Origin of the sequence: Candidatus Pelagibacter sp. Uisw_137 (genome assembly GCF_047720245.1) — a bacterium.
In the GTDB taxonomy this organism is placed as follows: Bacteria; Pseudomonadota; Alphaproteobacteria; order Pelagibacterales; family Pelagibacteraceae; genus Pelagibacter.
The window spans coordinates 1,114,055-1,133,381 of record NZ_CP159811.1; the positions used below are offsets into that span (position 1 = coordinate 1,114,055).

Consider the following 19,327-nt stretch of genomic DNA (forward strand, 5'->3'; position numbering starts at 1 on the left):
AATGGACTCTGATAAAGTAATACTATTAAAAATAATTTAAAAAACTTTACCAGCATTTGGTCATTCTATGTCTAAAAAAGTAATAAATCAAAATACGAATTATGACTTCTGAGTTTTTAAACTCTACTGGATCTGACTTTATTTTTGATGAAAACCCGATCAATAGACTAAAAAATACCAATAATGATTTAAAAAAAGATCCTAATATTCAAAAAGTAGATAAAATTAAAGAACTGGGAAGTCTTAAAGAACAAATAAACTCAATTAGCGATTGTAACTTAAAAAATAATTCAACAAAGATAGTTTTAGGTGATGGAAATATTAATAGCCCAATAATGATAATTGGTGAAGCCCCAGGCGTTGAAGAAGATAACTCCGGATTAACTTTTATGGGTGGAGTAGGAGATCTTTTAAAAAAAATGCTGATTGCAATAAACATTGAAAAACAAAATATTTACACAACATATGCTGTAAACTTTAGGCCTCCTGAAGATCGAAAGCCAAACTCTACAGAAATTAAAAGATATTCTCAATTTTTACAAGAACATATTTCAATAATAAACCCTAAAATAATAATTCTTATGGGTAGTACTGCTATGGAATCTTTAACAGGTTTAAATAATAAAATTTCTATTGAGAGAGGAAAATGGAAAGAAGTAATTGTAAAAAATACAAGTTACAACGTTATTATAACTTTTAACCCCTCTTATCTTTTAAGAGCTCCTGAAAATAAAAAACATTCATGGGATGACTTAAAAAAGATTAAACAAAAAATTTTAGAACTAAAACTATCCGTTTAATGAGAATCTTAGCAGGTGTTGATGAGGTTGGTAGAGGAAGCTTAATCGGACCCGTTTATGCAGCAGCTGTCATATTAAATAATTCTATTGATAAAAAATTATTAAAAGATTCAAAAACTCTAACAAAAAACAAAAGAGAGGAGCTTGAAAAATATATTAAAAAAAATTCTATATGGGCTATAGGCCAGGCATCAACTAAAGAAATAGAAAAAATTAATATATTGCATGCAAGTTTACTTGCAATGAAAAGAGCCATTCTTAAATTAAAAACAAAACCTTCACTTGTTTTAATTGATGGCAACAAACTACCTGATCTAAAAAACTATAGATTAGAGTATGTAATTAAAGGCGATCAAAAAATTCCAAGCATTTCTGCGGCATCAATTATTGCAAAAGTCAGTAGAGATAAATTTATTACAAAACTTTCAAAAGAATTTAATGATTATGGGTGGGATACAAACTCCGGTTACGGAACCAAAGAACATTTAAAAGCAATTAAGCAATTTGGTATTACCAAATATCACCGTAAAACATTTTCACCTATTAGTGATCTTCTATAAATCCTAAAAATAACAACACCAGATCTGGTTGTTTAAGAAATAATAAACACAAATTGAATCCATTTAATTCAATCACAGGTTGACCATGGAATCCGTTTGGAGTCTAATTGTTTTATAGAAAATGGAAAACAATTTTAAAAATAAGATTATTAATGGTGACAGTCTCGAGGAATTAAAAAAAATTCCAAGCGAAACCTTTGATCTTGTTTTCGCTGATCCACCATACAATTTACAATTAAAAAATTCCCTCACAAGACCAGACAGAAGCAAAGTCAGTGCTGTTAACGATAAATGGGATCAATTTGAAAGCTTTAAAAAGTATGACGAATTTACGGTTGCTTGGCTTTCTGAATGTAGAAGAATATTAAAAAAGGATGGAGCCATCTGGGTCATAGGGAGTTATCATAATATTTTTAGAGTAGGCACTGCAATACAAAATTTAGGTTTTTGGATTTTAAATGATGTTATCTGGAATAAGAATAACCCAATGCCTAATTTCAGAGGAACAAGATTTACGAACGCTCATGAAACTTTAATTTGGGCTTCTAAAAGTGAAAAGTCAAAATATACTTTTAACTATCAATCTTTGAAATGTTTAAATGATGACCTTCAAATGAGATCTGATTGGAATTTACCTATTTGTAATGGAGCGGAGCGACTTAAGAAAAATGGTAAAAAAGTTCACTCTACTCAAAAACCAGAATCTTTATTACATAGAGTTTTATTGGCATCATCAAATAAGGACGATTTAATTCTAGATCCATTCTTAGGATCTGGAACTACCGCAACAGTTGCAAAAAAATTAGGTAGAAAATATTACGGTATAGAAAAAGAAAAGATCTATTTTAAAGCAGCAGAAGAAAGATTAAAAAATACAAAACCTTTGGAAGATAATTTCTTAGACACTCTAAAAAATAATAGATCCAAACCTAGAATACCTTTTGGATCATTGGTAGAGCTTGGAATAATAAAGCCCGGAACAAGTATCTTTGATCAAAAGAAAAAGATAGTTGCTAAGATTATGGCAGATGGAAGTATCAAGCATAATCAAGCTGAAGGATCAATTCATAAAGTTGCAGCAACAATACTTGGTTCTGAAAGCTGTAATGGATGGACTTATTGGCATTGCACAGTGGATGGCGTTTCTGTGCCAATTGATAATTTGAGACAAAGATTAATTTCTAAAAATTAGTCTTTATAAATTTTACCAAGATAGCTATTAATAAATTTTTCATTTTTAACTAACTTTTGAATTATCAAGTTTCTAATCCAAATTATTAGTGGGTTAGATAAATGAAAAGCAAAGTAATTAAGTTTTGATTTCATATCAATCATCCTTACCCTTTTAACTCTTTCAGAGTTAAATTGAGTTTTTTCATTTTCTAAATTTTTATAAAGTTCATGAGCAACTTCTATTGATTGAGAGGCACCTTGAGCAAAAGTTGGAGGTAAAGCAAAAAAAGCATCCCCAATGATAAAAGTATTTTTATTTTTTGGTTCATGCACCTTAGAACCTACAAATATTGGGAAACATTTAATGCTTCTTAGATTGTTAATTGTTTCAGAAGCTACTTGCTTTGATATTTCAGATATAATAGATGTAGTAAAATCTTTGTTCTCAAATAAAGAATAGTCAGATAACTCTTTAGTACTAAGCTTTTTTCTAAGAATGCTAATAAAATTAAACTGTCCTTTGCTATTAACTGGATAAAGAACTGAGTGCAAGTTAGATCCTAAAAATAAAGATATATTCTCTGGGTTAATACCCTTAAGGGTATCCTGGTCTATTGTTGCTCTTAAGGCAATAGAGTTAAAGTACTTTGGTTTAATTTCTTTATTGGCAATTAATGATTTTGTTTTTGAAAAAGTTCCATCGGAGATAATTAAGTAGTCACATTTAACAGATGAACCATCCTCAAAAGAAACTTCTTTATTTTCAGCTTCTTCATTAATTTTTATAACTTTTTTATTATAATGAATAATATTTTCATGAAGCCCATCTTTTAAGAAATTAATTAAAGTAGAGCGCTGTAAAGTAGTATATTTTGTATCAGTGCTGTTAAACATGGATATATCTAAATCACATATTTTCTTATTATTTTTTAAAGAATAGAAATCTAGTTTATTGGGGTGAAATTTATCTTCTATCCTAATTTTTTGAAAATTTATTTGATTTAATAGTTTGATGCTATTAACTGAAAGTTGAATTCCATATCCTTTTTCCAAATTAACATAACCATTTTTCTCATAAATTGTGACTTTATAATTAGAGTTTTGACTTAAAAGATTTGCAATATACAGACCTGAAATACCAGCTCCTATTATTGCTATATTTTTCATTAAATCTTTTTTAAATAATTAAAAATTTTTTTAGTAAATGTGGGCAAAGTATAATCTTCAAGCTTAGAGCTATCAATCCAAGAAGAGTTAGAAATTGCACCCTTTAACTTGGAAAACTTGATTATTACATTCATATTCATATTTGATATCTTGAAGTTTAAAGGTTTTGCTAAATTATCAGGTTTGGATATTTGCTTCATGGGAAATATTTGTAAATTCTTTAAAAAATTAAATTTAGTATTTTTTATCAGTAAAAATTTATTATTCCTTTTATAAACTTCTAACAAATAAAATTTATCAATCTTCTTTTTTCTTTCTTTTATTATTTCAAAATCTTTTTTTTTAAAAGACTTACAATTTTTAATTAAAGGGCATTGGTGACATAAGGGATTTTTAGGTCGACAAATCAATGCGCCTAGCTCCATTAGCGCTTGCGCATAATCACTTGCTCTAGTTGAATTACCTAATATTTTTTTACTCTTAACAAGATTATCTTTTGTAATTTCTTTGGGTAATTTTAAATTTAATAATCTTTTAATTACTCTTTCAATATTTCCATCTAAGGGAATAAATGGCTTGTTAAATGCAATTGCCATTATTGCATTAGAAGTGTATTCACCTATTCCAGGTAATAATTTTAATTCTTCAATCGTGCTTGGTAACCTTCTATTAAAATTTTTTTCTAATATTTGTGCAGTCTTTTTTAAGTTTTTTACTCTTGAATAATAACCAAGGCCCTCCCAATACTTTAAAAGCTTATGTTCTTTAATTTTTGATAGAGATTTAATATCTGGAATATCTTTTATAAAATTATTGAAATATGGAATTACAGTTGCAACCTGCGTTTGCTGTAGCATAAATTCACTTACTAACGTGTAATATTCTTGCTTAACTTGTGATAGCTTTTTTCTCCATGGGAGTGATCTTTTATTATTATCGTACCAATAAAGAATTTTTTTTGTTAGTATGGATTTGGTCATATGCAATTTAAAAATAATACTAAGCAGAGGTTTAAAACTATTCAAGGCTTAAGGTCTTTTAAAGACACTTTGCCAAAAAACATTAAAAAAATTATCAAAAAAAAGGGTCATATATTTTCTGAAACACTTAACAACTGGAAGTACATAGTTGGAGATAATCATTTTCAGATATGCTATCCCAAATCCTTTAAAAATTCGAATAAATTTGGAGTAAGCACTCTTCAAATAATGGTAAAGAGAGGACATGAAATTGATTTAGAGTATTCAAAAAAATTAATAATGGATAAAATGAATAGCTTTTTTGGTTATGCCGTTGTTGAGAAATTGAAATTCATAAGCTTTGATGACGCTCAAACAAAGTTCAAAAAATTAGATACTAATGAAAATCATGTGACAAATATTAAATATGCAGATAAGATAAATAGTATTAAGAATGATAAAATTAAAAAATCATTACTTGAATTAACAAAACTATTTAAACAACGATGAAAAAACTAACCTCAATATTATTTATAATATTTTTAATCTTCTCTCCTAAAGCCTTTGCTGCAGATAATGAAATGGTCAAAAGAATTTCTGAAGGAGAAGAAAGTGCTAAAATAACAATAATTGCTTACGAGTCATTGACTTGTGGTCACTGTGCAAATTTTCATAAAGATGTTTATCCAGAACTAAAAAAAGACTTCGTTGATAAAGGGTTGGTAAGAATTGAATTTAGACATTTTCCATTAGATTTAGCAGCTTTTAATGCATCAAAAATTGCTCAGTGTAATAATGATGGTAATTCAAATATTTTGAATATTTTATACTCTGGGCAAAAAAAATGGGCTAGAGGAAAAACTCCAGAAGAAGCAACGGGTTATTTAAAAAAATTCTTAGAAAGTGAAAGTGTAAACGTAGATTTTGAAAAATGCTTGAGTGATAAAGCTATAGAAGATTACGTTTTAAATGATCGAATCGATGGGGTAAAAAAATTTGAAGTTAATGCTACTCCTACGATAATAATTAATGACAAAAAGTTTGATAAAGCCCTAAATTATAAGAATTTAAAAAAATATCTTGAAAAACTGATATAAGTTAGTCCATGGAGTTTAAAAAAATCCAATTAAATGGATTTAAATCATTCGCTGAAAAAACAAACTTTCTAATAGAGCATGGCTTAACTGGCATCGTTGGTCCAAACGGTTGTGGAAAATCTAATATCGTAGAATCCTTAAGGTGGGTTATGGGTGAAACCTCAGCTAAGAGTATGCGTGGCTCAGGTATGGAAGATGTCATCTTTAATGGTACATCTAATAAGTCTTCTAAAAATATAGCAGAAGTTTCTATTAGTGTAGACAACGCAAGTCATGATGGTCCAATGCAATATAAAGATTTAGATCATATAGAGGTTAGAAGAAAGATTGAAAAAGACAAGGGCTCAAAATTTTACATAAACGATAAAGAAGTTAGAGCTAGGGATGCTCAAATGTTTTTTGCAGATTTATCTACAGGTGCACATTCACCATCAATGATTAGTCAGGGGCGTATTGGAGCCTTAGTAACTGCTAAGCCTACAGACAGGCGTGCAATCTTGGAGGAGGCAGCTAATATTTCAGGATTACATGTTAGAAGGCATGAGGCTGAACTTAGATTAAATGCTGCAGAGACAAACTTGAAAAGGGCTGATGAATTAAGAAGACAACAAGAAAAACAATTGGCAAATCTTCAGAAACAAGCAGAAGAAGCAACGAAATACAAACTTATATCTGAAGAAATAAAAAAAATTGAAGCAGGGTTATATTATTTAAAATTATTAGACATTGATAATGAAATTAGAATAGAGAATGAAATTAATAATGAGGCCGAAGGAGAAGTGGGTAACTTCAATCAACAGATTACTCAATTTGAAAGTTTAATCAAAACTGAAACAGATAAAGTTTCTCCATTAAGAGAAAAAAATATAGAAAACTTATCCAAAATTCAAAGATTGAATTTGGAGTTACAAAATTTAGATGAAGAAAATGTTAGAACTCAAGATGAAATTGAAAATATTAAAAAATCTCTAAAAACTATCGAGGAAGATATAGACAGAGAAAAAGGAATTGTAATTGACGCCAACTCAAATGAAAGACGTCTAAAAGAGGAGAAAGCTGAATTAATAGAAATAGATTCTAAATATTTTGAAACAGAAAAATTATCAAACGAAGACCTTGAAAAAGCAAAAAACCTATTAAAAGATGAGCAAAAATCTGTTGATGAAATTATTAACATTTTTGCTGATGGAAATATCAATATTGCTATTGGGCCAATTCAAAATGTTAAAAATACAATTACCAGAGCAAAAGAATTGATCAATAAAAATGAGATTAATCAAGCGCTTACTTTACTTGATCGATGTCAGATAGAAATAGATAGTTTTTTAAATAATCTTGAAGATGAAGATAGCAAGAAGAAGCTTACTAACATTAATGAAAAAAATGAAAATATTAAATTATTGCAAGAAAAATATGCTGATAGTTTTAGTAAAAATCAGTCAATAAAAAAAGAGTCTGTAAAAAGAAACGAAAGAATTAAAGCCATAGAGTCAGAAGTTGAAAGTTGGAAAAACTTACTCTCTAATTCTGAAAAAATGGTTTCTGAACTAACTGAAAGAAAAAATAAATTATTATCACAGTTAAATGAGCGTGATCAACAACCCAAAGCTCAAGCAGAAAGAAAAGGACAAATTACTGAGGGTCTGAGAATTTCACAAAATGAAAAAATTGAGAATGAAAAAATAATTGAAGAAACAGATAAAAAGATAAACTCTTTAAGACTTGGGTTAAATGATGTTCAAGAAAGATCTATTCAAATAAGAGAAAGGAAAGCAAGCTCAGGAGCAACTGTTGAGGGTTTAAAAAAAAGAAAAGATGATTTACTTGAAAGAGTGAGTTCTGAACTTAACCTTGAAGAAAATGACATTTTAGAAAATTCTAATTTAAATGGAATTGAGAAGTTACCAGACTCTGTTGCACAAGAAGAAACTCTTGATGAGAAAAAAAGAGAAAGAGAAAAACTAGGATCAGTTAATCTTAGAGCAGATGAAGAAACAAACAAATATGAAATTGAAATTAAAAAAATGGAACAAGATAGAGAAGATCTTGTGTCTGCCATTATAAAATTAAAAGAAAGTATTAATGAATTAAATCAAAAAGGAAGAGAAAGATTATTAGAGGCCTTTGAAAAAGTTAATAGAAAATTTAATGAAGTTTATACAAAACTATTTAATGGTGGAAATGCAAAACTTGAATTAGTGGACTCTGATGATCCGCTTGAAGCTGGTTTAGAAATGTTGGTAAGTCCTCCTGGTAAAAGACTTCAGTCTATAACTTTATTGTCTGGTGGCGAGCAAGCTTTAACAGCCTTGTCTCTTATTTTTGCTGTGTTTCTTACCAACCCATCTCCAATCTGTGTATTGGATGAAGTTGATGCTCCGCTAGATGATGCTAACGTAACAAGATTCTGTGGACTTCTTGATGATTTAACTAAAATAACTGATACTAAATTTATTATCGTAACTCACCACGCTCTAACTATGTCAAAAATGAATAGACTTTATGGAGTTACAATGCCTGAAAAAGGTATTAGCCAACTTGTTGCTGTAGATTTACAAAAAGCAGAGAGTATGGTTGCGTAATAATTTAAATGCCAAAAGATAGCCTTAAAACTCGCTTGGAGATTGCAAAAACTAAGCTTTCAAAGAAAAATCTATATAAAAATGAAGAAGCACCCTCTTCTATTGGGACTGCCTTTAAATTAAGTACAGAATTAGTGTCTGCAGTCGCAGTTGGGACAATTATAGGGTTTATTTTAGACAAGACCTTTGGTACTAAGCCTTGGTTAATATTAATATTTTTTTTTGTAGGTGTTGTTGCTGGAATTATAAACGTATTCAGATCTGCAAAAAATATGCAAAAATAGACTTAAAAAAATTATGGCTACAAACCCAATGAACCAATTCGAAGTTTATAGAATTGGACCCGAAATTAAATTAGGGGCAATAGATATTTCTTTCACAAACGCAAGTTTGTTTATGGTTATTAGTTCACTTGCAATCTTATTAGTTTTTAATTTAGGGTCAAAAAAAAATTCCTTACTACCAAGCAAGATGCAACTTCTTTCTGAATTAAGTTATACTTTTGTTTCCAAAATGATTAGTGATACCGCAGGATCAAAAGCAAAACCCTACTTTGCGTTTATCTTCTCAATATTTATGTTTGTACTATTCTGTAATATGTTTGGGATGATCCCTTATGCATTTACAGTAACTAGCCATATCATTGTTACTTTTATCTTGGCTTCATTTATTTTTGTAGGTGTAACAATTATTGGATTTATGAAACATGGTTTGGGATATTTAAAATTATTTGTACCTAGTGGAGTGCCTGCTGTACTATTGCCGCTGATAGTTGTTATAGAAATAATTTCTTACTTAAGTAGACCGGTTAGTCTTTCAGTTCGTTTATTTGCAAACATGATGGCAGGTCATACTATGATGAAAGTTTTCGGAGGCTTTGTAATAAGCCTTGGAATAGTTGGTGGATGGCTTCCACTGAGTTTTTCGGTTGCATTAACTGGCTTGGAAATACTAGTTGCTTTTCTTCAAGCATATGTTTTCGCAATCTTAACCTGCATCTACTTAAATGATGCATTAAATTTACACCATTAACTAACATAAGGAGGATATAATGGAATTAGAAGCAGCAAAAATGATCGGAGCAGGACTAGCAGCAATAGCTCTAGCAGGTGCCGGTGTTGGAATTGGAATTATCTTTGGTAATTACCTTTCTGGTGCAATGAGAAACCCATCTGCAGCTCAAAAACAATTCCCTAATCTTTTATTAGGTTTTGCTTTAGCTGAAGCAACTGGCCTATTTGGATTAGTTGTAGCATTAATTATTTTATTTGCGTTTTAAATTTAATGATTAAAAAAATATTTTTTCAGTCGATATTTTTAAGCTTCCTGTTTTTTATGGAAGCTTTTGCAGCTGAAAGCGGTGGAATGCCTCAATTAAATCCAGAGTTTTGGGTTTCTCAAATTTTTTGGTTGATTATTACTTTTGGAATTTTATATGTTGTTTTATCTAAACTTATACTTCCAAAAATAAGTGCCAACCTAGAAACTAGAAAATCTCAAGTTTTAGAAAATATTGAGGCTGCAGAGAAGAAAAGAGAAGAAAGTGAACAAAAAATTCAAGAATACGAAAAGATAGTACACGATAGCAAAAATGAGGCTAAAAACTATTTTAAACAAGCTAGAGAAAAAGTGTTGAAAGATATTGGTGTAAAAAAAGAAGCATTAGACAAAGAAATTGATGAAGAGGTTAATAAAGCTGAGATTGAGATAAAAACTTTTAGAGATAGCGCACCAGAAAAAATTAAGAAGATTGCTGAAGAAACTTCTTCGGACTTGCTGCAGCAACTAATAGGAGCTGAAGTTAACAGTAGTAGTATTTCTGCAATAGTAGAAGATCTTTCAAGAAAAAAAATGGATGAATATTATGGTAATTGATGCAACTTTTTGGGTAGCTATATCTTTTTTAATATTTATAGGAGCTTTAGTTTATTTAAAAATACCTCAAAAAATTAATGAACTTTTAAATAAGCTTATCCTTGATATTAAAAATGAAATAGATGAAAGTGAAAAGCTAAGACAAGAAGCAAAGGTCTTACTAGATAGTGCTCAAAATAAACTTGATACCGCACAAACAGTAAGCAATGATATTTTGCAACAAGCTAAAAAAGATAGTGATCACCTAATAATTGAAATGAATGATAAATTTCACAAATCTTCAGAAATTAAAAAGAATTTAGCAGAAAATAAAATTTCACAAATGAAAGAAGCTGTACTTAAAGAAATAAAAGATGTTTCAATTAAAATTGCTGTTGATTCAGTTAAAAAAATTATTAATACTTCTGTTGATAAATCAAAGCTTGATGGTCTTTTTGAAAAGAACCTTGAAGAAACAAAAATAGCTTTAAAAAAAATAAGCTAATAATTACCTTACAATTTTTTAAAAAAACTATAAATTAACTCAATGAAATCTATTGTCATTGGTTCTGGATTTGGTGGTATAGCTGCAGCCTTAAGATTAAGAGCCAAAAATCATAAAGTAACTTTAATTGAAAAACATCCTGACTTAGGTGGAAGAGCCAGGGTATTTAAAAAAAATGGTTTTACTTTTGATGCTGGTCCAACTGTAATTACTGCACCATATCTAATTGAAGAGCTTTTCACTTTATTTAATAAAAAGTCTCAAGATTACATAAAACTCACTCCTTTAAAAACTTGGTATAGATTTGTTTATGAAGATGGAGGCGTATTTGATTATTCTGGAGATGAAGATCAAATGAAAAGGCAAATTGAGCAGATAAACAAAGAAGATGTTAAAGGTTATGAGCAGCTTGTAAAATTCACAAAAAAAATATTTGATAAAGGCTTCACAGAACTAGCTGATGTTCCATTTGATAAACCTCTTGTGATGATGAAACAATTGCCCTCTTTACTAAAACTTAAAAGCTATAAATCAGTTTATTCATTGGTTTCTTCGTATATAAAAAATGAAAAATTAAGACGCATGCTAAGTATGCATCCTCTATTAGTTGGTGGAAACCCTTTTACAACAACATCCATATACGGATTAATTCTATATCTTGAAAAAAAATGGGGTATTCATTACTCAATGGGTGGGACTGGAAACATAATCAATGGCTTAGAAAAATTAATGATTGAACAAGAAATTGAATTAATCAAAGGACATGAGGTTACGGAAATAATTTCAAATAATGGAAAAATTAGTGGAGTAAAATTAGATAATCAAAAAGAAATACTGTCAAATAATATAATATGTAACGCTGATCCTCCTGCTGTATATGAAAAACTTCTAAGTCTAAATAAAACAAGCTCTCTATTTAAATGGAAGCAAAATAGAATGCAGTATTCTATGGGTCTATTTGTTTACTACTTTGGAACAAAAAAAACATACCCAGATGTTGAGCATCACACAATCAAGTTTGGTGATAAATATAAAGAACACCTGAGTGATATTTTTGATAATAAAAAATTAAATGATGACATAAGCTATTACCTTCATAGACCATCAGCTACAGACAAATCAATGGCTCCTGAAGGAAATGATTGCTTTTATGTTCTTGTACCTGTCCCAAATAATCAATCCAAAATTGATTGGAAAATTGAAGGTGAAAAAATGAAGAATTTAGTAATAGATAAAATGGAAAAAGCATTACTACCCAATCTTAGAGAAAATATTATTGAAGATTTTTACTTAACACCAGATTATTTTGAAAATGAATTGAATACTAAATTTGGATCAGGTTTTTCGATCCAGCCAAAATTTACTCAATCTGCATATTTTAGGTTTCATAATAAATCAGAAATTTATGATGGTTTGTATTTTGTCGGAGCAGGAACACATCCTGGTGCAGGTGTTCCTGGTGTGCTATCTTCAGCAAAAGTTCTAGATAAGATTATATAATGTCTAATAAAAACTACCTGTCTATTTACGCAAAGTCATTTAATTGGGCTGGTTTCTTTTTACCAAAAAAAACCTATCAAAAGTGTTCGTCTTTATATGATTTTTGTAGAACTGTAGACAATATTGCAGATGACGATGGTGAATTAGATATTAAAAAAAAAAATCTACTAATTTTTAAAAATGATTTTCTTAATAAAAACTATAGTAATATAATAATTAAGAACATGTGGGATCTTATGGATCATCATTTAATTTCAATAAAAATTATTGAAGATTTATTTGATGGTGTTGAATCAGATTTAAATAAAAAAGTTCAATTAAATAATAAAAAAGATTTGTTAATTTATTCTTACAGAGTTGCTGGTACAGTAGGTCTCATGATGGCAAAAATTTTAAATGTTAAAGATAACAATTCAATGAAAGCTGCTATAGATTTAGGTATTGCAATGCAACTTACAAATATATCTAGAGATGTTGTGGAGGACTCAAAGATTAATAGATTTTATATTAAAAATGATTTTAAGACAATTAGTGACACCTTGGCTTTAGCTGATTTATTTTATAAAAGCTCCTTTATTGCAATAAAAGAAATTCCCTTTAAATTTAGATTTGCAATACTTGTAGCAAGAAGAGTTTACAAGAAAATAGGTGATAAAATTTTAAGAACAAAGAATATAGAGAATTATAATAAAGCAGGTAAGATTTATGTAAATAATGTTACAAAAATCTATCAGACCATTCTTTCTATATTTGACTTGGTAACACTTTTTGGAACAAAACAAAAAAGTAGTTATATGAATAATGAACACTTTTTAATTAGTGAGGAAATAGATTTAAATGAAAGAATTTGATTATATAATTATTGGTGGTGGTTGTGCTGGGTTATCTTTAGCGTACGAATTAGAAACTCATAATAAACTCAAAAATAAAACATTAGCAATTATTGAGCCTAGATTAGAGTACAAAAGAGATAAGACTTGGTCTTTCTGGAAAACAACAAGTCATAATTTTGAAGATTGTGTTAAAAAAAGTTGGGATAATTTTTCTATAAATATACCCAGTAAAACTAAATTTTTAGAATGTAATAAGCTACCTTATCAATCAATTGATAGTGGACTATTCTATAAAAAAATAAACTCCATACTGAAACAAAATCCGAATATTAAATTTTATAAAAATATTAATGAATTAAGCTTAAATAACTCATTTGTTTTCAATAGTGTTCCTTCAATAGAATCTAATGAAAATCAGCTTTGGCAACACTTTAAGGGTATTGAGATCGAAACTACTAAAGATGTTTTTGATGAAAAGATCATGAATTTAATGGACTTTGATTGTCAACAATATGAAAGTGTTCATTTCTTTTACACACTGCCTTTTAGTAAAAATAAGGCTATGGTTGAAACTACGTGGTTATCTAAAATGAATAATGATCTGGAAATGGATTATGATCGGCAATTGAAAAATTACATTGAAAATCATCTAAATATTAAAAATTACAAAATTAATTATAAAGAAAATGGTGCTATACCACTTTTTTATCCATCGAATATTAATGAAAAAAATAAAATAAATATAGGTACCGCGGGACATATGACTAGATTAAGTACTGGGTACACTTTTTTGAATATTCAAGAACACAGCAGATTCATAAGAAAAAATATTGATAATATTGATAAAATAAGAAGATATGAAATTAAAAAAAAATATCAATTTCTAGATAAGGTATTTTTGAGAGTTTTAAATGATCATGCCAACCAAATGCCAGATATATTTTTCAAAATGTTTGATAGCTCTCCTGAAACTGTAATTAAATTTCTATCTAATAAGAGTAATATTTTTCAAGATTTATTAATAATTCTTAAAACAGCTAAAAAATGGTTATTTATTAAAGCCCTTTTAAAATAAAATGCATAGTCTAATAAATAAAATTAATTTCTATCATTCAATAATTTTTTTTCTTTTTTCATGCTTCATTGCTTTGGCTGTTAATCAATTCGAAAACTTAATTATCTCTCCAATGGTGTGTTTATTTCTTATTCTTTCAATTGGAATTTCACATGGTGCACTAGACAATCAAAAAGGTAAAAAACTTAGCCAGTTATATAATATAAAAAAATCTTATTTTTTTTATTTAATATATTCCCTTATTGGAATTGGTATCATCATATTTTGGGTATTTTTTCCAACTGTGTCTCTTATTTTATTTTTAGTTGTTGCCTCATATCATTTTGGTAAAGAAGATACAGAATTTTTGACAAATAATAAGAATGTATCAAATCTAATTCTTTACTTCTTAAAAGGGTCTCTAATAATCATTGCACCATTAATGTTTCACTTCGTTGAAACAATTAATATGTTTAAATTACTTTTAATAGAAAATGAAAAGTTTTATTTGTTCTTAAACTTTATTGAAGATAACAGTGTATTATTTTTTGCTTTATCTATTTCTTTACTATCTAGCATTTATTATTTTTTGAAAGATTTTAAAATTATAAACATTTTGATATTTTTAGATTTTTTTTCAATTATAGTTCTGAATTATTTTTTAACTCCACTAATTGCCTTTACAATATACTTTTGCTTCCTACATTCATTCCGACATTCAATTTCGTTGATAGCAGAGCTTAATGAAAAAAGTTTGAAAATTGGTGCTATAACTTTTATAAAAAAAGCTATGCCTCTTACAGTGTTAACTGCTATTTTTTATATTATAAGCTTATATTTCCTTTCTAATTTCTACCAATTAAATGACTCAATATTAAAAGTTATATTTATTGGTTTGGCGTCTTTAACCTTTCCTCATATATTGCTTGAATATCTTTTAGAAAAAAATGAAAAATAAAGAAATTAAAGTATTGTTATCTGCTCCAAGAGGTTTTTGTGCTGGCGTAGAAAGAGCAATAGAAATAGTAAAAAAAAGTATTAAAAAATATGGTGCACCAGTTTATGTGCGACATGAAATAGTTCACAATAAGTATGTAGTAGATAGTCTTAAGGCAATAGGTGCAATTTTTGTTGAAGAGTTAGAAGAGATTAAAGATAAAACTAGACCAGTAATTTTTTCTGCACACGGTGTACCAAAATCAGTACCCCTAGAAGCTGATAGCTATAAAATAGATTATATAGATGCTACTTGTCCTCTTGTCTCAAAAGTTCACAGAGAGGCAGAAAATCTTCACAAAGCTAGTTACCATATTGTTCTTATAGGTCATAAAAATCATCCAGAAGTTATTGGTACTATGGGTCAATTACCAGAAGATTCAATTGATTTGATTCAAGATGAGCATGATGTTGAATTATATGAATTAGATAATAACAAAAAAATTGCATATGTTACTCAAACAACTCTGTCAGTTGATGACACTAAAAATATAATTAAAGCTCTTAAAAAAAAATTCCCACAGATTAAAGAACCATTTAAAGAAGATATTTGCTATGCAACTACTAATCGTCAATCAGCTGTTAAAAATATTGCCAAAAAATGTGATATGTTTTTTGTTTTAGGAAGTAGAAATTCTTCAAATTCAGTTCGTTTAGTTGAGGTAGCAGAACAAGCTGGTTGCGAACATGCGGAACTGATTCATTCAGATAGTATAATTCCTTTTGAAAAAATACAAAATTGTAAAATAATTGGTGTTTCATCTGGCGCATCAGCACCTGAAGTTTTAGTTGAAAATTTCATTAATAAATTGAAAGAAAATTTTAAAATAAAAATTGAGGAAGTTGAAATTATCAAAGAAAATGTTGTTTTTAAAGTTCCTACAAAATTAAACTAGATGGCTGTATACACTAAAATAAATAGTAAAGATCTTCTATCACTAAGTAGATATTACAGGTTAGGAAAAATAATCAAATCTGAAGGAATTAAAAAAGGAATAGAAAATACAAACTACTTATTAAAAACAAATAAAAAAAAATTTATTTTAACAATTTTTGAAAAAAGAGTTCAGAAAAAGGATTTACCTTTTTTTATGAACTTAATGGAAAAACTAAATCAAAAAAAAATTATTTGTCCAAAGCCATTAAAGAATAATGATGGTAAGCACTTAAGTAAAATTCAAAATAAACCCTCTAGTATTGTGAGTTTTTTAAAAGGGAAAGATAAGACTACTCTTAATTATAAAAATTGCTTTGATATTGGAAAAAATATTGCAAAATTCCACAAGGCTGGAACTAGAATAAAATTATATAGGCAGAACTCTATGTCTATTGATAAATTAGGTAGCTTATTAAAAGGTATAAAATTTACGTCTAATAAAATAGCTCCAAAACTAAAACCTACTCTTAATGTGTGCTTAAAAGATATAAAAAAACAATGGCCAAAAAAATTGCCAAGTGGAATTATACATGGAGATTTATTTATAGATAATATTTTTTTTAATAAAAATAAATTTTCTGGATTTATTGATTTTTATTTTTCAAGCAATGATTACCTAATGTATGAGATTGCAATTTGTATAAATGCTTTATGCTTTGATAAAAAAAGAAATTCTTTTGTAATGAATAATAAAAAAATTAAATACTTAATTGATGGATATGAAACTATAAGAGCTATTTCAAAAAAGGAGAAAGATGCATTAAATATATTGTGTAGAGGGGCGGCTTTAAGGTACCTGCTAACTAGAATTTATGATTATTTTAACACCCCTAAAACTGCACTAATACAGGTTAAAGAACCTAACGAATATTTTCAAAAATTAATTATCCATAACAATCTAAATAATTACAAAGATTATTATAAATAATGATAAAAATTTATACTGACGGTTCTTGTTTAAAAAATCCTGGAGATGGAGGTTGGGCTGCAATCATCAATATTAATGATGAAATAAAAAAAATTAGTGGAAGCGTTAAAGACACAACTAATAATAAGATGGAGCTAATGGCTCCAATTAAAGCTCTTCAGGAAATAAAAGAACAGCAACCCATTGAAATTTATACAGACTCACAATATGTAAAATTAGGTATTACTGATTGGGTGCACAAATGGATAAAAAATAATTGGTTAACTTCTAAAAAAGAACCAGTAAAAAACAAAGAGCTTTGGACTCAGCTTTATGAATTAAATCAAGCACATGAAATTAAATGGATATGGGTTAAGGCACATGCTGGAAATATTCTAAATGAAGAAGTTGATTTATTAGCTAAACAAGCTGCAGAATTAAACTAAATTTAAAAAATTTTGGGCAGCCGAAACTTCACACGCACCAGTATCTTCTTCTTCTTGTAATTTAATTACTTTAAGATTGTTTATTAGCATTGTGTATCTATTTGATCTTACGCCTAACCCTCGGGCACTTTTATCAACATCCGCACCTATTGCTTTCGTAAAACTCAAAAATGGATCAGCCATCATCAAAACTTTATCTGTAACATTTTGACTTTTGCCCCAAGCTTCCATTACAAATGGGTCATTTACTGAGATACAGACTATTAAATCTACACCTTTTGCTTGGTATTCATCATGGCTATCAACATAACCAGGTAAATGTTTAGCTGAACAAACTGATGTGTAAGCCCCTGGTAAACCAAATAAAACTACCTTCTTATCCTTAAAAAACTCAAAAGTATTTTTCTTAACAGGATTTCCATCTTCCATTATAAAAAATTCAGAATTAGGTATTGTTTCATTTTCTTTTAATTTCATTATATTTTTTCCTTAATGTATTGTTGAGTTTTACTTAGATTATTTGAAATAATATCATAATTTTCTTTTTCACCCATAACATACTTTAGTTCATCAGGTAAGTCAGGTTTGATTCCAATTGATTTATCTATAGCTTCAGGAAACTTACATGGGTGTGCAGTAGCTAAAACAATGTTATTGCCCTCTATATTAACTTTTTTTAAAGCTCCAAACCCTATTGCGCTATGAGGATCTAGTATAATGTCATATTTAACTTGAACTTCTTTAATAGTATCTAAAATTTCTTTCTCACTCATACTTGCTGATAAAAAATCTTCATTTATCTTTTTCATTTTATCTTTTGAAATAATATATTTTCCTTCTTCTTTAATTCCATGCATGATTTTTTTTGTTTCATGATCATCAAAGTCATTCAAATCATAAATTAATCTTTCAAAATTACTAGCTATTTGAATATCCATACTTGGAGAGTTTGTTTCTAAAACTGTTTCTGCTTCATATTTTCCATTAGAAATTGCTCTGTGTAAAATATCATTTTTATTAGTTGCAACTATAAATTTGTTTATTGGTAAACCCATTTTTTTTGATAGATAGCCAGCATATACATCACCAAAATTTCCTGTTGGTACTGAAAAATTCATGGACCTTTTGTCTTGTATTTGGAAGTATGTGTAAAAAAAATATACAGCTTGTGCAATAATTCTTGCCCAATTTATTGAATTTACTCCAGACATATTTATTGAGTTAGAAAATTCTTTATCTGCAAACATTGATTTAACTAAATTTTGACAATCATCAAAGTTACCTTCTATCGCTATATTAAAGACGTTCTTTTCTTTGACTGTCGACATTAGTTTTCTTTGAACGAGTGAAACTTTTTCATGAGGGTGAAGAACAAATATATTTATATTCTTTTTTCCCTTAATCGCATCTATTGCTGCCGCACCCGTATCCCCTGATGTTGCAACTACAACATTTATATTTTTATTATTTTTTTTTAAATAATGCTCATAGAAGTTTCCTAACAATTGCATTGCTATATCTTTAAAAGCTAGCGTTGGACCATGAAACAGCTCTAAAATCTTAGCATCACCTAATTTAATTAAATCTACGACGTTATCTTTTCTAAATACAGAGTATGATTTATCAACAATATCTGACAACTCATTTGCTGTCATAAAGTCTCCAATAAATGGAAATATTATTTTTTTAGCAAGATCTTGGTAATTTAAAGTGCTTAGAGTTTTAAGCTCTTCTTCACTATATTTTTTTAATGACTTAGGTATGAAAAGCCCTCCATCATCGGCTAAACCCTTAATGAAAACTTCCTCAAAACTGAATTCTTTTGAGTTGTTTCTGGTGCTTATGTATTTCATTTAATAACTTTTTTCTTAAATATAAATATAGTAATTGTAAAAATTGGATAATAAAAGTCCCTTTACAAATATAAACTAGTTGAGAATATAATTGTAAATTAATG

At 28.3% G+C, this 19,327-nt stretch carries 22 protein-coding genes; 18 read left to right on the forward strand and 4 right to left on the reverse strand.

All coding sequences use genetic code 11. The features are described from left to right. The first annotated feature begins 101 nt into the window (after positions 1-101). From ABXT61_RS05945 to ABXT61_RS05955, 3 genes are all read left to right on the forward strand, one after another. Positions 102-800, forward strand: a complete 699-nt coding sequence (locus ABXT61_RS05945) for a uracil-DNA glycosylase (RefSeq protein ID WP_415314934.1) — start codon at positions 102-104, stop codon at positions 798-800. Beyond that, the gene (locus ABXT61_RS05950; RefSeq protein WP_415314936.1) at positions 800-1,360 is read left to right on the forward strand and encodes a ribonuclease HII; all 561 of its coding nucleotides are present in this window, start codon (positions 800-802) and stop codon (positions 1,358-1,360) included. Before ABXT61_RS05945 ends, ABXT61_RS05950 begins: the two co-directional genes overlap by 1 nt. A gap of 121 nt (positions 1,361-1,481) precedes the next feature. Next, a complete protein-coding gene (locus tag ABXT61_RS05955) occupies positions 1,482-2,552 on the forward strand; it encodes a site-specific DNA-methyltransferase (RefSeq protein WP_415314938.1) in 1,071 nt (356 codons plus the stop codon). Here ABXT61_RS05955 and ABXT61_RS05960 read toward each other — a convergent pair. Further along, the gene (locus ABXT61_RS05960; protein ID WP_415314939.1) at positions 2,549-3,700 is read right to left on the reverse strand and encodes an FAD-dependent monooxygenase; all 1,152 of its coding nucleotides are present in this window, start codon (positions 3,698-3,700) and stop codon (positions 2,549-2,551) included. The genes ABXT61_RS05955 and ABXT61_RS05960 overlap by 4 nt on opposite strands. After that, complete coding sequence (locus tag ABXT61_RS05965; RefSeq protein WP_415314940.1) at positions 3,700-4,680, reverse strand: A/G-specific adenine glycosylase; 981 nt, start codon at positions 4,678-4,680, stop codon at positions 3,700-3,702. The genes ABXT61_RS05960 and ABXT61_RS05965 overlap by 1 nt, the downstream gene beginning before the upstream one ends. On the opposite strand from ABXT61_RS05965, the gene ABXT61_RS05970 reads away from it, so the two are divergent. Genes ABXT61_RS05970 through rnhA form a run of 15 tightly spaced genes read left to right on the forward strand, consistent with a single transcriptional unit; the run spans position 4,681 to position 17,370 of the window. Continuing rightward, positions 4,681-5,169, forward strand: coding sequence for a DUF721 domain-containing protein (locus ABXT61_RS05970; RefSeq protein ID WP_415314941.1), 489 nt, complete (start codon positions 4,681-4,683; stop codon positions 5,167-5,169). Further along, entirely contained in the window at positions 5,166-5,756 is a 591-nt protein-coding gene (locus ABXT61_RS05975) for a thioredoxin domain-containing protein (RefSeq protein WP_415314942.1), read from the forward strand. Before ABXT61_RS05970 ends, ABXT61_RS05975 begins: the two co-directional genes overlap by 4 nt. A gap of 8 nt (positions 5,757-5,764) precedes the next feature. Further along, the gene (locus ABXT61_RS05980; protein ID WP_415314943.1) at positions 5,765-8,338 is read left to right on the forward strand and encodes a chromosome segregation SMC family protein; all 2,574 of its coding nucleotides are present in this window, start codon (positions 5,765-5,767) and stop codon (positions 8,336-8,338) included. 8 nt (positions 8,339-8,346) lie between these two features. Next, complete coding sequence (locus ABXT61_RS05985; protein WP_271492225.1) at positions 8,347-8,622, forward strand: AtpZ/AtpI family protein; 276 nt, start codon at positions 8,347-8,349, stop codon at positions 8,620-8,622. Between the two features lie 13 nt (positions 8,623-8,635). Continuing rightward, entirely contained in the window at positions 8,636-9,370 is a 735-nt protein-coding gene (locus tag ABXT61_RS05990) for a F0F1 ATP synthase subunit A (RefSeq protein ID WP_018413543.1), read from the forward strand. Positions 9,371-9,389: 19 nt separating this feature from the next. Then, positions 9,390-9,617 (forward strand): F0F1 ATP synthase subunit C, encoded by a 228-nt coding sequence (locus tag ABXT61_RS05995; RefSeq protein WP_006997791.1) that lies wholly within the window; start codon positions 9,390-9,392, stop codon positions 9,615-9,617. A gap of 5 nt (positions 9,618-9,622) precedes the next feature. Then, complete coding sequence (locus ABXT61_RS06000) at positions 9,623-10,213, forward strand: F0F1 ATP synthase subunit B (RefSeq protein WP_415314944.1); 591 nt, start codon at positions 9,623-9,625, stop codon at positions 10,211-10,213. Next, on the forward strand, positions 10,194-10,697 hold the full coding sequence (locus tag ABXT61_RS06005) for an ATPase (RefSeq protein ID WP_415314945.1): 504 nt from the start codon (positions 10,194-10,196) through the stop codon (positions 10,695-10,697). Before ABXT61_RS06000 ends, ABXT61_RS06005 begins: the two co-directional genes overlap by 20 nt. Positions 10,698-10,739: 42 nt before the next feature. Continuing rightward, on the forward strand, positions 10,740-12,197 hold the full coding sequence (gene crtI / locus ABXT61_RS06010; protein ID WP_415314947.1) for a phytoene desaturase family protein: 1,458 nt from the start codon (positions 10,740-10,742) through the stop codon (positions 12,195-12,197). Further along, positions 12,197-13,048, forward strand: a complete 852-nt coding sequence (locus ABXT61_RS06015; RefSeq protein WP_415314949.1) for a squalene/phytoene synthase family protein — start codon at positions 12,197-12,199, stop codon at positions 13,046-13,048. The genes crtI and ABXT61_RS06015 overlap by 1 nt, the downstream gene beginning before the upstream one ends. Further along, positions 13,035-14,105 (forward strand): lycopene cyclase family protein, encoded by a 1,071-nt coding sequence (locus tag ABXT61_RS06020; protein ID WP_415314951.1) that lies wholly within the window; start codon positions 13,035-13,037, stop codon positions 14,103-14,105. Before ABXT61_RS06015 ends, ABXT61_RS06020 begins: the two co-directional genes overlap by 14 nt. Before the next feature lies 1 nt (position 14,106). Then, on the forward strand, positions 14,107-15,042 hold the full coding sequence (locus ABXT61_RS06025; protein WP_415314952.1) for a Brp/Blh family beta-carotene 15,15'-dioxygenase: 936 nt from the start codon (positions 14,107-14,109) through the stop codon (positions 15,040-15,042). Then, the gene (gene ispH / locus ABXT61_RS06030) at positions 15,032-15,976 is read left to right on the forward strand and encodes a 4-hydroxy-3-methylbut-2-enyl diphosphate reductase (RefSeq protein WP_415314954.1); all 945 of its coding nucleotides are present in this window, start codon (positions 15,032-15,034) and stop codon (positions 15,974-15,976) included. The genes ABXT61_RS06025 and ispH overlap by 11 nt, the downstream gene beginning before the upstream one ends. Then, a complete protein-coding gene (locus ABXT61_RS06035; protein WP_415314956.1) occupies positions 15,977-16,945 on the forward strand; it encodes a homoserine kinase in 969 nt (322 codons plus the stop codon). Beyond that, positions 16,945-17,370 (forward strand): ribonuclease HI, encoded by a 426-nt coding sequence (rnhA, locus tag ABXT61_RS06040; protein ID WP_415314957.1) that lies wholly within the window; start codon positions 16,945-16,947, stop codon positions 17,368-17,370. The genes ABXT61_RS06035 and rnhA overlap by 1 nt, the downstream gene beginning before the upstream one ends. Here rnhA and ABXT61_RS06045 read toward each other — a convergent pair. Both ABXT61_RS06045 and thrC read right to left on the reverse strand, forming a co-directional pair. Beyond that, on the reverse strand, positions 17,362-17,847 hold the full coding sequence (locus ABXT61_RS06045) for a peroxiredoxin (RefSeq protein WP_415314958.1): 486 nt from the start codon (positions 17,845-17,847) through the stop codon (positions 17,362-17,364). The genes rnhA and ABXT61_RS06045 overlap by 9 nt on opposite strands. After that, positions 17,847-19,223: a threonine synthase gene (gene thrC, locus ABXT61_RS06050; protein WP_415314960.1), complete on the reverse strand. Its 1,377-nt coding sequence runs from the start codon at positions 19,221-19,223 to the stop codon at positions 17,847-17,849. Before thrC ends, ABXT61_RS06045 begins: the two co-directional genes overlap by 1 nt. Positions 19,224-19,327 lie beyond the last annotated feature (104 nt).